The organism is Hymenobacter swuensis DY53 (assembly GCF_000576555.1).
Taxonomy (GTDB): domain Bacteria; phylum Bacteroidota; class Bacteroidia; order Cytophagales; family Hymenobacteraceae; genus Hymenobacter; species Hymenobacter swuensis.
Genome location: NZ_CP007145.1, coordinates 1478147 through 1491954 on the forward strand (window position 1 = coordinate 1478147; position 13808 = coordinate 1491954).

Sequence of the window (13808 nt, forward strand, 5' to 3'; positions counted from 1 at the left end):
GTTGCCGATTACTGGTTGTGAGTTCCCGGCAGAACAGCTCCAATGTGCAACCCCTGACAGGCAACTGGTAACCCCCAACTCATACACGCAATTGGTAACTGAGCAAGGATGACGGAAGAACAGCAGCGGCAGCAGGAAGCCCGGGACGGACAAGCCGCATGGCACCGGTTCGGGCCATATGTGTCGGAACGGCAGTGGGGAACGGTGCGGGAAGACTACTCCGCCGACGAACAGCCCTGGACGTACACCACCCACGATATGGCCCGCAGCTATGCGTATCGGTGGGGGGAAGAGGCCATTGGGGGCATCTGCGACGAGAAGCAGTTCCTGTGTCTGGCTCCTGCGTTCTGGAACGGGCAGGATGCCATTCTTAAGGAGCGGCTGTTCGGGCTGAGCGGACCGGAAGGCAACCACGGCGAAGACGTGAAGGAGCACTATTACTACCTCGATAACACTCCTACGCACAGCTACATGCGGATGCTGTACAAGTATCCGCAGCACGCGTTTCCGTACGACTGGCTGGTACAGGAAAACGCCCGCCGGGGCCGCCAGAAACCGGAGTTTGAGCTGGCGGATACCTGCATTTTCAAGGAGGACCGGTATTTCGATATCTTTCTGGAGTACGCCAAAGCGGGTCCTGAAGACCTGTTGCTGCAGATTACGGTACATAACCGGGGCGCGCAGGAAGCACCGCTGCATGTGTTGCCGCAGCTCTGGTTTCGCAACACCTGGGCCTGGGGATACGCTGCTTATCGGCCTCAGCTGGATGGTACCAACGCGGGGGCCGTACACCTGGACCATAGCAGCCTGCCGCCGCTGGCCCTGTACTACGACCAGCCCGATAAGCAGCCGGCCACTCTGCTATTCTGCGACAACGAAACCAATGCCCAACGGCTGTACGGAGCCCCCAACGCGGCAGATTTCTCCAAAGATGGTATCAACGACTACCTGCTACACGGACACCAGGAGGCGGTAAACCCGGCGCAGCAGGGCACCAAAGTAGCGGTGCATTACCAGTTGAGCATACCGGCCGGCGAAAGCCGCACGGTGCGGGTGCGGTTGGCGGCTCCGGGCCTGCAGGAGCCGTTTGCGGAGTTTACTGCTATTCTTGGTCAGCGTAAAGCGGAAGCCGATGCGTATTATCTGGCGCTGCAAACCGGCATCGACAACCCCGATGCCCGCAACGTGCAGCGGCAGGCCCTGGCCGGCATGCTCTGGAGCAAGCAGTTTTATTACTACGATGTGGCGGAGTGGCTGAAGGGTGACCCTGCTTTTCCTAAGCCTCCCGCTAACCGTCGGCAGGGCCGCAACCATACCTGGCCTCACCTTAATAACGCCGACATTATTTCCATGCCCGATAAGTGGGAGTATCCGTGGTATGCGGCCTGGGATTTGGCCTTCCATTGCATTCCGCTGGCCATGGTGGATGTCGATTTTGCCAAGAACCAGCTCCGGCTGTTGTGCCAAGATTGGTACATGCACCCCAATGGCCAGCTGCCGGCCTACGAGTGGAAGCTGGAAGACGTGAACCCGCCGGTGCATGCCTGGGCCACCTGGCGGGTATACAAGATGGATCAGAAGCAGCGCGGACAGCGCGACACGGCTTTTCTGGAAAGCATGTTTCACCGGTTGCTACTCAACTTTACGTGGTGGGTGAACCGCAAAGACCGGCACAACCACAACGTATTTGAGGGCGGCTTTCTGGGCTTGGATAACATCGGCGTGTTCGATAGGAGTGCCCCGCTACCTACCGGCGGCTATATGGAGCAGGCCGACGGCACCGCCTGGATGGCCATGTTTGCCCTCAATATGATGCGCATTGCCTTGGAACTGGCCCGCACCAACCCAGTGTATCAGGACATGGCCAGCAAGTTCTTCGAGCATTTCCTCTACATCGCCCACGCCATGGGCAACATGGCCGATCAGCAGATTGACATGTGGGATGACGAAGACGGGTTCTACTACGATGTGCTGAATACGCCCGAAAACGGCCGGTTTCCGTTGCGCCTTCGCTCCATGGTGGGTCTGATTCCGCTGTTTGCCGTGGAGGTGCTGGACACCGATGCCCTGCAGGATATGCCGCGCTTCGTGCGCCGGCTCAACTGGTTTCTGGACAACCGGCCCGAGTTGGCGGCCCTGGTGAGCCGCTGGCAGGAGCCGGGCAAGGGTCAGCGGCATTTGCTGAGCCTACTGCGCGGCCACCGCATGAAGCTGCTGCTGCGCCGGATGCTGGACGAGGCTGAATTCCTCTCGGAACATGGCGTACGGGCGTTGTCGCGCTACCACCTGGAGCATCCGTTCGTGTTTCAGCGAGATGGTGGGCTGAATGCCGTCGTCAGCTATGAGCCGGCGGAATCGGGCACTTCCCTGTTTGGCGGCAACAGCAACTGGCGCGGCCCCGTCTGGATGCCGATGAACTTCCTGCTCATTGAGTCGCTGCAACGGTTCTATCACTACTACGGCCCCGAGTTCAAGGTGGAATACCCGACCGGGACAGGCCGCTACTGCACATTGCAGGAAATTGCTCAGGCCCTTACCGAGCGGCTTACCGGCCTGTTTCTGCGCAACGCGGAAGGGCAGCGGCCCTGCTTCGGTCAGGATAAGCAGCAGCAGAACGATCCCCACTTCCGGGATTACCTGTTGTTTCACGAGTACTTCCATGGAGATACCGGGGCGGGCCTCGGGGCCAGTCATCAGACCGGTTGGACGGGGCTCATTGCCAAGCTGCTGCATCCTCGGCCTCTGGAAGAATAAACGGGCAATGGCCTCTGAGTAATAGTGTCATCTACTACTCAGAAGCCATTGCCCAACCACCCAAAACCAACCTCCTATGTCCTGGCTTGATCTTACGACTACCATCTCCGACGGCATGGCCTACTGGCCCGATAATGCGCCGGTTCACATCAAAAAGACGCTGAGTATTGCCGCCGGCGACGCTGCCAACGTAACGGAAATGAGCCTGAGCGTTCATACGGCCACCCACGTAGATGCGCCGCTGCACTTCCTGGCCGATGGCGACGACATTACCCGTCTCGATCTGCAGACGCTGATAGGGCCGGCACTGGTGGTGGAAATTCAGCATGAGCAGTTTATCACCAAAGCCGAAATCGAGCACTTGCAACTGGAGTCCGGCAGCCGCGTCCTGTTCAAAACCCGCAACTCCCGCCGTGAGTGGGCCACCCAGCCCTTCGACCCCGATTTCGTGCGAGTACGGGCCGATGCCGCCACCTGGCTGCGCGACCGGGGCGTGGTGTGTGTGGGCGTCGATTACCTTTCTGTGGGGCCGGCCGACACCCACCATATTCTACTGGAAGCAGGCATTAGTATTATCGAAGGCCTGGCCCTGCAACAGCTGGAACCGGGTGAATACGACATGATTTGCCTGCCCCTGAAAATTGCCGGGGCCGATGGGGCTCCCGCCCGCGTCATTGCCCGAAAACTGCCGGCCTAAGGCTGAAGTTATCTTTCCGTTCTATCCTGCCCAATCCCACCCGCTCAATCTTACATCGTACAATTTCCCTCAACAACATGAGCAAAACGCAAATTGGAGTTATTGGTCTGGGCAAAATGGGAGCCGGTCTGGCCCGCCAGGCCGCTGAGAAAGGATACCCGGTGATGGGCCTCGATATTCATCCGCGCCCGGACCTGGAAACGGAAAATCTGCACGTAGTGGCCAGTATTGAAGAGTTGGTGAAGCAGCTGCAGCGGCCGCGCAAGGTGTTTCTTTACATTCCGGCCGGGGCTGCCGTGGATGGGCTCATTGCACAGCTGCAGCCGCATCTGGAAGAAGGCGACATTATTGTGGATGGCGGCAACTCGTACTGGGGTGACTCCATTCGGCGGGCGGCGCGCTTGCGGGAGCAGGGCCTGTACTTCATTGACTGCGGTACCAGTGGCGGCCCTGGCGGGGCCCGTACCGGCGCCTGCTATATGGTGGGCGGCGAGGATGCGGCGGTCGGTCAGCTCAAAGATTTTTTCGTGGAAACCTCCGTGCCCGATGGTTTTTTGCACACCGGCCCCGCCGGCACCGGCCACTACGTAAAGCTGGTGCACAACGGCATCGAGTTCGGGATGCTGCAGGCTATTGGCGAGGGAATGGGTCTGCTCACACACTTCCGCGAAAAGCTGGATATCAGTGCCATTCTGGGCCTGTGGAACAATGGCTCGGTGGTGCGCAGCTGGCTGGTGGAGTTGATGAAGAAGATGTATGACGAAGAAGGTGGCTTCAACGTGCCCAGCTACATTGAGGACACTGGCGAGGTAAACTGGCTGGTGGCCGATGCCCTGCACATGGAAGTGCCCATTCCGGTCATCACGCAGTCGGTTATGCAACTGTTCACTTCCCGCGACAAAGAGCCTACCTGGGCGAAATCCATTGCCATGATGCGTCACGGGTTCGGCGGCCACCCCTACGGCGAGGACAAGGGCCTGCAGCGCGAACGGCAATACGGCCGCGTGGGCGAGTACGAAATGCCGCCGGAAACCGGCGAACGGGCCAACCAGGAGCCCGGCAGCCATCAATAGACAGCCATAGCGTATAATTTGCCACGAAGCGCCAGCTCCGCGTACAAGCAAAGCCAGCAACCACAACCGTATCTATGGCAAGGGCGCGGGGGAATTCGCTGGGCCGGTATGCGGAGCCGACGCAGTGCATGGCCCGCTGCCCGGGTTTTCAAAAAAAAGCCGTATACTCCCTTACGAAAACGACTTGCCCTTTCTTTCCGGAGCCTTTTTCAGGGCTCCGTTGTTCTTTTTACGTGACTGAAGCAACTACTACCCCTGCCCGCCCCGACCTGCTGCGCATCCCCTACGATGATTACCGCGCCCTGCCGGCTATTGCCAATTCCGATTTGTCGCGCCTGCGTGATGCTCTGAATGGCCGGCCCCCCCGGCCCCATACTAGTGTTGGCGGAGCCCTCGGGCTCGGCACGGCCTTCCATACGGCGCTGCTGGAGCCCGACCTGTACCAGCCCGGAGAGCCGGGGATTAATGACACGCTGGTGTGGTGGATGGTGGAAGGCGTGAAGCTGAACCCGGAAGTAAATGCCCTGCTGGAAAACGGTATTCCGGAGCCCAGCTGCATTTTCACCGAACCCGTGACCAACACACTCTGCAAGCTCCGCGCCGACTTGGTGGTAAACCAGCCCGGCCAGCCCTACACCGTGGTAGACTTCAAGACTACCATGGCCCGTGACCATAACCACTTTGTGGAGCAGTGTTCTGGCTATGATTACGACCGGCAGGCCGCCTTCTACGCCGACGCCCTGCAGGCTGACCGGTTTTTGCTGGTAGGCGTGCAGAAAGTGGAGCCGTTCAAGGTGTTTGTGTACGAGGTACCGCCGCTGCTGCGTAATGAAGGCCGCGCCAAATACCTGCGGCTGCTCCATCTGCTGCAGCCGGAGGCACCGGTGCCGCTTTCGGTAGTACAGGCCGTGCGCGAGGTGCGGGCCGCCCTGACGGGAGAGGAGTAAACGTTTTCCTTCGAACAGCCGTATAGACTGCACAAGGCAACAAAATTGCGCAATTACTGCTCCGGTAATTAATTACTGTATGAAAAATAAATGCCATTGATTTTGGTTGTTTAAATTTCATCTGCTATACTTGCAGTACATCTGACGAAAAACTGACTTCGACCATGCGTCATTTCCGCAATAATCTCCAGAATAATAACTCGAATAATAATCTTATTCGGGCCTGGAAGGCTATTGCTCCTTTGGAGAAACGGTAAATCAATAACTGATTGCCTTTTAAAGCCTTCCACATTCGGAAGGCTTTTTTTTGTGCCTGCGGTACCGGTTTAGCTTTCGATGCCACCGGATGAGTAGCCTAATTCCTATGCGCAGATAATTTTCGAATTTTTGAAAAACTCCCATCGGGGAGCAGGAAACCCGTGTGCCTTTTTGAAAATAAAAACCTTTCTGAAAACCATAAAAAACAATCACATGACCGCGCAGGAATTATTAAAAACGGAAGTAGCTATTGGCTTTGTAAAGGATGTTTTCGCCCGCGAATTAAGCGCGCAGCTGCACCTCAGCAAAGTGTCGTCGCCAATTGCGGTACTGGATGGCACTGGCATCAACGACGACCTGAACGGTGTTGAGCGGCCCGTTGGGTTTCCCATCAAAGCCCTGGATGAGCGCCGGGCAGTGGTGGTGCACTCCCTAGCCAAATGGAAACGGGTGCGTCTGCAGGAGTTGGGCATTGAGGCCGGTAAAGGTTTACTGACCGATATGCGCGCGCTGCGTCCGGATGAGGAGTATTCACCCATTCATTCCATTTACGTGGATCAGTGGGATTGGGAAAAGCACATCACCCCCAAACAGCGTACGTCGGAGTTTCTGAAGGCCACCGTGGAGCGGATTTATGAGGCATTGAAAACGACAGAAACCCGCGTAACGGCCGAGTACCCGGAAATTACGCCCGTGCTGCCCGGCAAAATCACCTTCCTGCACGCCGAGGATCTGCTGAAGCAATATCCCGCGCTTACCCCCAAGGAGCGGGAACACGAGGCCGTGAAGCAGTACGGTGCCGTATTCCTGATGGGTATTGGGGGTGAGCTAAGCCACGGTGAGCCCCACGACGGCCGCGCCCCCGACTACGACGACTGGAGCACCGAAACGGAAAGCGGCTACTATGGCCTCAACGGCGATATTCTGCTGTGGCATCCGGTACTGCAAACTGCGTTTGAGGTATCATCAATGGGTATTCGGGTGGATAAGCACGCGCTGGTGCGCCAGCTGGCCCTGCGCGGCTGCGAAGACCGGCAGGAACTGTCGTTCCACGCACGGCTGCTGAAGGATGAACTGCCCCAGAGCATCGGTGGGGGTATTGGACAGAGCCGGGTATGCATGTTTATGCTGCGCAAAGGCCACATTGGTGAAGTGCAGGTAAGCATCTGGTCGGATTCGGTGCGTGCCGAGCTGGCTGAGGCCGGGATAGGGCTGCTGTAGGCACGGCCGAAATTGCTGCCTTCGGCAGCAGGGCGGGGAAGCAGGTTTGGCGGCCGTAGCTTCTCCGCCCTTTTTTGTGACCGGTTTGCATTTCGGAAGGATGATTAGCGGGAACTAGCGGAAGAAATCAGGGGATTGGTAGAATAAACAGCGGCTTGCGGAGTATCTGACCAGATTCGGCACCGGGCTTGCAAGATGGTTTGGCAAGCGCTTGAATTTGCAAAAAGCCCAATCCTGATTCGGAAACGGCTATTTTCTTCCACCTTCTTTCTTCAACAGACCATGAAAACTTCCCTGCTTTCAATTGCCAGTGCCTTTGTTCTTCTGTTCAGTGCCAGCAACCTGGCTACGGCCGCTCCGGTAGCTGGCAAGGCGATAGTAGCGTTGCACGATGATGATGAACGTCGCAACGACCACAACGACGGATACGATAAGGACCGTCGCCTCTCCAATGCTGAAAAAGCTCGCTAGAAGCCCTACGCCGCAAAAACGACCGGCGCGACGATGACCGGCGCGACAACAGCCGTCGGGACAATGACCGCCAAGACTACCGGAATGATCGGAGTACCAACTATGGTTACGACAAAAACCACCGGGTAACGGCTGCTGAAAAAGCCCGCTGGGAAGCCCAGCACCGCAACGACCGGCACTAATTCTAAGCCATGATTTAACACTCAACGGCCCCTTTCTGCCAGCAGAAAGGGGCCGTTGAGTGTTACTGTGAAGTAGCTGCTAAGCTTACGCTAGGCGTGCAGCAGCCTCGGCTCCGCTGACGAGGGCTGCTTCTACGGTACCGATATACGGGCCGTCGTACACGCCTTCCCCGGCAATAAACAGGGTGTCGGCCACACTGGTAGCCAGGGCCGCGCGGGCCTCCGCCGCTCCAATGGTAGAGTAGGCATAAGCACCCAGGGCCAGCGGATCGGCTGCCCAGTTGACGATGTGGTGGGCCCGCAGGTGCTGACGCAGGAAGTCGGGGGTGGTGCGCAGCAGATAGGCCAACGAGGTGAGAGCTTCCGCTAATAGGTTGTCAGCGGTAAGATGGCGGCGCTGAGAGGCCGCCGGGCCGGCCAGCCAGCCGGTGAGCAAGGGCCGGGAGCTGGGGTACTGACTCCACCAGGTAGGTACGGCGGCATCGGAGAACAGAAAACCAAGGTCAGGGAGCGGTTGCGTAGGGCCATGAAGCGCGGATTCCCACAGCGGCTCATCGAACTCAAGCAGGAATTTAATGACGGCTCCAAAGCCCAGTTCCTGCGCCGCCGCCCGGTGAGTAGGTAGCTCGGGTTGTAGCAGCAGGTGGCCCGGTTGCCCGCTTTTAGCCTGCCAGATGCCCAGTGGTACCGCAATAAGCAGCTGTGGGGCCTGAAACCGGCGCCCATCCGTACACTGCACCGTAACCTGTCCGGGCTGCCACACAATGCGTTCAGCCTGCGTAGCCAGCAGTAATTGGCCACCAGCGGCTTGCAGGTCGCGCACCAGTCCGGCTATCAGCCCAGCGTACCCGCCCACGGGCCGGGGCGAATCTTCGGCCCCGGTGCCGCTCCACTCGTCGCGGAGGGCGAAGGCGCTGGCCCGATGGGCGTCGGCAGCATCATAGCCCTCAGCAAAGCGAATGACCTGCTCGCGTAGTATCTGGTGGTCGTTGCCGGGGAAATACTGCGCCAGAAACTCCGTAAGCGGCATATCGTGCGGCAGACTGTGAAGCTTTGACAGCAGCAGGGGCATGTCATCCAGAAACGACTCGGCGGGGCGGGCCTGACCATCAGTTACCTCGTAGGTGGTACCGGCGGTAGCAAGCCAGGTGATGCCGTATTCCTGAAGGAGCTGTCGGGTCAGCGGCACGTCGCCGTGCAGAAACTCGGCCCCGGCTTCGGTGGGCGCAGAAAAACCGGCTTCCGCAGCAAGCGTGTGAATGCGGCCGCCAGGGCGGGAACGGGCCTCCAGCACCGTGACGCGCCGGCCGGCCCGGGCCAGGTTGCGGGCCGCCAGAAGGCCGGCCGCGCCGGCCCCCAGAATCAGAATATCGGAAATCATAGTGGACAAAGCTACGCACCCGCGCAGCATGAGAGTAGCCGCCAGAGTTGGGCAAACTGTAGTAACAGGATTTGGGGAAATACAGCTCGGCTGACAACGGCTCGGCAACTGGTTTCGTTGAAAAAACGCTTTATCAAGCACCAAATTCATCCATTACCCTTGCATTCTGACTATGGCAACCAAAGCAAACGACCCATCAGCCGACATCTACGCCGACTTCAAAAAAGAGGTAAATATGACGGCTGCCGAGCTGGAGAAATGGCTGAAAACCGAGGAATCGAAATCCGTGGGACAGGATAGCGGTGACGGAACCAGCATCGGCCACCACTCGGGCGAGAAGATCATCCGGATCTTGCACAAGAAAAAGGCCGACCTCACGGCCGGTGACGAAGCCCATATGCACAAGGTGCACAGCTACATCAGCCGCCACCTAGCCCAGGGTCCGCACGATAAAAAAGACGTGGAAACCTCACATTGGCGCTATTCGCTGATGAACTGGGGCCACGACCCGCTGAAAAAGTAGTTGCCACTCAGCGTCCGCCGGTAGTGCCCTGCACTAGGGTTTTGACGCGGCATACGAAGGAGCCCGCCGTGAAATACAGGGTACTGCCGTCGTCGCCCCAGGCACAGTTGGAAATGACTTCGCCCACCTCAATAGTGCCCAGATGCTGACCCTGTGGCGAAATGACGACCAAGCCCCCGTGCCCGGTGGCCCACACGTTGCCGGCGCGGTCCAGTTTCAGGCCATCGGGTACTTCTTTGGGCTGGCGGGGCAGCGGCTGCATGTCGAAAAACACCCGGCCGGCTCCCAACTTGCCGTTACCGCGCACCGGGTACATCATCAACACAGGCCGTAGCGAATCGGACTGCGAAACGAACAGGTTGCGGCCGTCGGCGGTCAGGGCCAGGCCGTTGGGCAGGGTCAGGTCGGTTATTTCGTGGGTGACGGTGCCCTTGGCGCTACGGCGGTACACATAGCTGCCGGGCTGCTCACGCAGGGTGCTCTGGGCTTGCTGGGGCAGGCCGTAGGGTGGGTCGGTGAAGTAGATTGAACCGTTGGGGTGGGCTACCACATCGTTCGGGCTGTTGTAGCGGCGACCCTCAAAGGCATCGGTGAGGGTGCGTTTGCCACCGGGCTGTCCTAGCGGCAACACGGCCACGCGCCGGTCGCCGTGCTCGGCCAGCAGCAGGTTGCCCTGCACGTCCAGCGCGAGGCCGTTGGTGCCGGGCTCTTTGCCGTAGGGCATACGGCCGGTGTAGCCGCTGCCGGCCAGAAACGTACTCTTGCCCTGCGCAGCCGACCACCGATAAATGATGCGGGTGGGCGCGTCGGAAAACAGCAGCATGGTACTGTCGGGTACCCACACTGGGCCTTCCGAGTGGCTCAGGCCCGAGGCCACAATTTCGATGGGCGTACCGGGAGCTATGAGCCGGTCGAAGGCGGGTGTCTGGGCCACTACGCGGCCGATGGTCGTGAAGCGCGGGGCTTGCGCCGATGCCAGCAAAGGCAGCAGGAAAGCGGCAGCGAGAAAGGAAAAACGCATAAGCAGGGCGGAGGATAAAAGTCGGGGCCTGCGTTGCTGTACCGGCAGTTACGCCCTGGGGTTGTGGCGGCGGTTGCCAACTTCCGTTGCGAGGCCGCGTAGGAACGGGCTCCCGTCTGCCGCCAAACCCGCGCTGTTCGCCATGAAACCAATCCGAGTACTGTTGCTTACTGCCAACCTGCTTATGCTTGCTTCCGCCGCTTCCGCTCAATCCGTTCAGCCGCTTGCCACCCTGGAACCGGTGGCCGAGTTTGGCCGCCACCAGCCCATTGGGGTGACCGTGTCGCAGCAGAACCGCATTTTCGTGACCTTCCCCAAGAAGCAGAAAGACTATGATTTCGGGCTGGCGGAGCTGGTGAACGGGCAGCGGCGGCCCTTCCCCGATGCCACCTGGAACCAGTGGGACTCAACGAAAGCTGCCAGCCGCTGGGTGAATGTGCAGGCCTTGTTCGTGGACCGCAACGACCACCTCTGGGTGCTCGACCCCGCCAACCCCGACGACGAAGCCCCCCTGAAAGAAGGCGTGAAGCTGGTGCACCTCAACCTAGCCACCAACAAGGTAGAGCGCATTTACCGGTTCGAGGATTTGCCCCGGGAACGGTCGGGCCTCAACGACGTGCGCGTAGATACCGAGCAGCAGGTGGCGTATCTGTCGGACCCCAAGCTGGCCGCGCTGGTGGTGCTGGATTTGCGCACCGGCCGTAGCCGTCTGGTGCTGCAGGGCCATAAGTCGGTGCTGGCCGCCCCGGGCTTCGTGCTGCGGATTGATGGCAAGGAAGTGAAGGACAAGAACGGCAAGGCGTTCAGCAGCAACGTGAATGGCATTGCCCTGACCCACGACTTTCGCTACCTCTACTACCGCGCAATCAACCAGACCAAGCTCTACCGCATTACCACCGAGGCCCTGCGCGACGCCAGCCTCAGCCCGGCCCAGGTGGCCGCGCAGGTGGAGGAACTAGGGGAGGTGGGCATCTCGCACGGCATACTGGCCGATGCCGCCGGCAACGTGTACCTCACCGACTCGCCGGGCCACGCCGTGCGCCGCGTGACGCCGGCCGGCCGTCTGGAAACCGTAGTGCGCGATGCGCGTCTACTCTGGCCCGATTCGTTTGGCCTCGGCCCCGACGGCTACCTCTACCTCACCGCCGCCCAGATTGAGCGCACGCCCAAGTGGAACAACGGCCAGGACCGGGTGGAATACCCGTTCCGCCTGTTCCGAATGAAGCTGCCGTAACCGCTTCCCGATTTTGGGTAATCTTTGCGGCTCGCGCGGCCCGGCTCCAACGCAACGGTTGGGGCTGGGCCGCGTCTGTTAGCCCTCTTTTCATCCCATCTTCCCTGCATGAACCCGATTTTCCGTTCGGCTACCCTGGCCGCTTTGCTGGGCCTGGCCGCGCCGGCCCTGGCCAAAGGCCCTAAGGAGCTGACCTACACTGTGAGCATGGACCCTGCCACCAACAGCAATGCCTTTCAGGTAAAACTGGAGCTGCCCAAGCTCAAAAAGGACCAAGCCATCTACCAGTTTGCGGCCACCGCGCCCGGCACCTACCAGGTGATGGATATGGGCCGCTTTGTGAGCAACTTCCAAGCCTTCGACGAAAAAGGCAAGCCGCTGGAAGTAAAGCAGCTCAACACCAATCAGTACCAGCTCAGCCAGCCCGACAAAACGCGCGAAATCCGCTACACCATTGCCGAAACCTGGGACACCCCGGTGAAGGAGCACAACATCTACCGCATGTGCGGCTCCTCGCTGGAAATCGACCACGCCCTGCTCAACGGCCAGACGCTGCTGGGCTACCCTCAGGGTATGCAGGCCGCCCCGCTGCGCCTGAAGCTGCAATACCCCAGTGGCTGGAAGGCCGGCTCGGTGCTGCAGGCCGATAAGGACGGCTACTACCACTTGCAGGACTACGACCACGCCGTGGATTCGCCCATTCTGCTGGGTCGCCTCACCGAAGCCAACACCAAGCTGGGTAACGCCGACGTGGCGCTCTACTGCTACTCGGCCACCGATAAGGTGCAGGCCGAGCCACTGCTGGGCTACATGCAGAAGATGCTGACCGCCGCCCAGAGCTTCTTCGGGGGCCAGCTGCCGGTGCAGCGCTACGCCTTCCTCTACCACTTCGCCGACCGCTCGGCCGGGGCCTGGGAACATTCCTACAGCTCCGAGTACGTGCTGCCCGAGCAACCCCTCACGCCCGAGTCGGCGCAGGGCGTGGTAGATATTGCGGCCCACGAGTTCTTCCACGTGATGACGCCGCTCAACATTCATTCCGAGGTGATTGAGCAGTTCAACTTCGTGCAGCCCACCGGCTCCGAGCACTTGTGGCTCTACGAAGGCACCACCGAGTGGGCCTCGCACATGATGCAGCTACGCGGCGGCCTGGTGCCCCTGGACGACTACCTGAGCACCCTGCACGACAAAGTGCAGTATGACCGGACCCGCACCGATACTACCTACAGCCTAAGCCGCCTGGGCCTGAATTCCTTCTCCGACGAAGGCCAGCGCCAGTACGGCAACATCTACCAGCGCGGGGCCCTCACGGCTGGTCTGCTTGATTTGCGCCTGCTGGAGCTGAGTGGCGGCAAGCGCGGCCTCCGCGACGTGCTGCTGCAGCTGGCCAAGCAGTACGGCCCCAACAAGCCCTTCAGCGAAAAAACCTTCTTCGAAGACTTCACCAAGCTGACGTACCCTGAAATCGGCGACTTCTTTAAGCGCTACGTGCAGAATGCCGAGCCGCTGCCTTTGGCCGAATACTACGCTAAAGTGGGCGTAAACTATCAGCCTATTGTGCATACCGGTAAGCAAGTAGCCACGGTGGGCGCTATTGGGCTGGCTCCGCGCGAAGCCAATGTGTACTTCACCCGCGTAACCGGTCCGGTGGCTGCCGCCGGCGTGCAGGTAGGCGACCAGCTGGTGGCCGTGGATGGCGTGCGCAACGACTTTACGGGCCTGCGCCGGGCCGGTAGCCGCGCCCCCGGGTCCGAGCTGCCGCTCACCATCAGCCGCAGCGGCCAGGAGCAAACCGTACGCGTGAAGCTGGGCAGTACCGAAGAAGTGAAGCGCTACGTGTTCACCCAGAATCCTACTGCCACCGCCGCCCAGCTGGCCCTGCGGGAAGCATGGCTGAAGAACCTGTAACTGGCAGATAGAAGAATATAAAAAGGCTTCCGGACAGTACGTTTGGAGGCCTTTTTGCGTAAAAACGAGAAGGGTAGCCTGTGCTGTGTGTGGCGCTATTCCTTCTGCAGTTAATCTAAAACCGTCATTTCGGGCTTA

Annotated in this window: 11 protein-coding genes; 9 read left to right on the forward strand and 2 right to left on the reverse strand. The window is 59.7% G+C overall.

Going from position 1 to position 13808, the window contains the following annotated elements:
- Nucleotides 1–108: 108 nt before the first annotated feature.
- From HSW_RS07815 to HSW_RS07840, 6 genes are all read left to right on the forward strand, one after another.
- Entirely contained in the window at nucleotides 109–2754 is a 2646-nt protein-coding gene (locus HSW_RS07815; protein WP_044001481.1) for an MGH1-like glycoside hydrolase domain-containing protein, read from the forward strand.
- Nucleotides 2755–2830: 76 nt separating this feature from the next.
- A complete protein-coding gene (locus HSW_RS07820; protein ID WP_044001482.1) occupies nucleotides 2831–3451 on the forward strand; it encodes a cyclase family protein in 621 nt (206 codons plus the stop codon).
- Complete coding sequence (locus HSW_RS07825; RefSeq protein ID WP_262489409.1) at nucleotides 3379–4524, forward strand: NADP(+)-dependent, decarboxylating phosphogluconate dehydrogenase; 1146 nt, start codon at nucleotides 3379–3381, stop codon at nucleotides 4522–4524. The genes HSW_RS07820 and HSW_RS07825 overlap by 73 nt, the downstream gene beginning before the upstream one ends.
- A 233-nt stretch (nucleotides 4525–4757) precedes the next feature.
- Complete coding sequence (locus HSW_RS22650) at nucleotides 4758–5471, forward strand: PD-(D/E)XK nuclease-like domain-containing protein (protein WP_052346232.1); 714 nt, start codon at nucleotides 4758–4760, stop codon at nucleotides 5469–5471.
- Nucleotides 5472–5900: 429 nt separating this feature from the next.
- Entirely contained in the window at nucleotides 5901–6950 is a 1050-nt protein-coding gene (gene asnA / locus HSW_RS07835) for an aspartate--ammonia ligase (RefSeq protein WP_316931415.1), read from the forward strand.
- A 282-nt stretch (nucleotides 6951–7232) separates the two neighbouring features.
- On the forward strand, nucleotides 7233–7421 hold the full coding sequence (locus tag HSW_RS07840; RefSeq protein ID WP_044001484.1) for a hypothetical protein: 189 nt from the start codon (nucleotides 7233–7235) through the stop codon (nucleotides 7419–7421).
- 267 nt (nucleotides 7422–7688) lie between these two features.
- Here the strand turns inward: HSW_RS07840 and HSW_RS07845 are convergent, their stop codons facing one another.
- The gene (locus tag HSW_RS07845) at nucleotides 7689–8984 is read right to left on the reverse strand and encodes a flavin monoamine oxidase family protein (protein ID WP_044001485.1); all 1296 of its coding nucleotides are present in this window, start codon (nucleotides 8982–8984) and stop codon (nucleotides 7689–7691) included.
- Between the two features lie 172 nt (nucleotides 8985–9156).
- Here HSW_RS07845 and HSW_RS07850 point away from each other — a divergent pair, with 172 nt between their 5' ends.
- A complete protein-coding gene (locus tag HSW_RS07850; protein ID WP_044001486.1) occupies nucleotides 9157–9507 on the forward strand; it encodes a DUF3140 domain-containing protein in 351 nt (116 codons plus the stop codon).
- A 7-nt stretch (nucleotides 9508–9514) separates the two neighbouring features.
- On the opposite strand, the gene HSW_RS07855 is transcribed toward HSW_RS07850, so the two are convergent.
- Nucleotides 9515–10528, reverse strand: coding sequence for an SMP-30/gluconolactonase/LRE family protein (locus HSW_RS07855; RefSeq protein ID WP_044001487.1), 1014 nt, complete (start codon nucleotides 10526–10528; stop codon nucleotides 9515–9517).
- Nucleotides 10529–10670: 142 nt separating this feature from the next.
- On the opposite strand from HSW_RS07855, the gene HSW_RS07860 reads away from it, so the two are divergent.
- Nucleotides 10671–11762 (forward strand): SMP-30/gluconolactonase/LRE family protein, encoded by a 1092-nt coding sequence (locus HSW_RS07860; protein WP_044001488.1) that lies wholly within the window; start codon nucleotides 10671–10673, stop codon nucleotides 11760–11762.
- A 108-nt stretch (nucleotides 11763–11870) separates the two neighbouring features.
- Nucleotides 11871–13670 (forward strand): M61 family metallopeptidase, encoded by a 1800-nt coding sequence (locus HSW_RS07865; RefSeq protein WP_081768320.1) that lies wholly within the window; start codon nucleotides 11871–11873, stop codon nucleotides 13668–13670.
- Nucleotides 13671–13808: the final 138 nt, after the last annotated feature.

Excerpts from the sequence above, each read along its gene's own strand:
- HSW_RS07855 (WP_044001487.1), bottom strand. The coding sequence starts at position 10,528 with ATGCGTTTTTCCTTTCTCGCTGCCGCTTTCCTGCTGCCTTTGCTGGCA.
- HSW_RS07840 (WP_044001484.1), top strand. The coding sequence starts at position 7,233 with ATGAAAACTTCCCTGCTTTCAATTGCCAGTGCCTTTGTTCTTCTGTTC.
- HSW_RS07820 (WP_044001482.1), top strand. The coding sequence starts at position 2,831 with ATGTCCTGGCTTGATCTTACGACTACCATCTCCGACGGCATGGCCTAC.
- HSW_RS07865 (WP_081768320.1), top strand. The coding sequence starts at position 11,871 with ATGAACCCGATTTTCCGTTCGGCTACCCTGGCCGCTTTGCTGGGCCTG.
- HSW_RS07850 (WP_044001486.1), top strand. The coding sequence starts at position 9,157 with ATGGCAACCAAAGCAAACGACCCATCAGCCGACATCTACGCCGACTTC.
- HSW_RS07845 (WP_044001485.1), bottom strand. The coding sequence starts at position 8,984 with ATGATTTCCGATATTCTGATTCTGGGGGCCGGCGCGGCCGGCCTTCTG.
- HSW_RS07815 (WP_044001481.1), top strand. The coding sequence starts at position 109 with ATGACGGAAGAACAGCAGCGGCAGCAGGAAGCCCGGGACGGACAAGCC.
- HSW_RS07860 (WP_044001488.1), top strand. The coding sequence starts at position 10,671 with ATGAAACCAATCCGAGTACTGTTGCTTACTGCCAACCTGCTTATGCTT.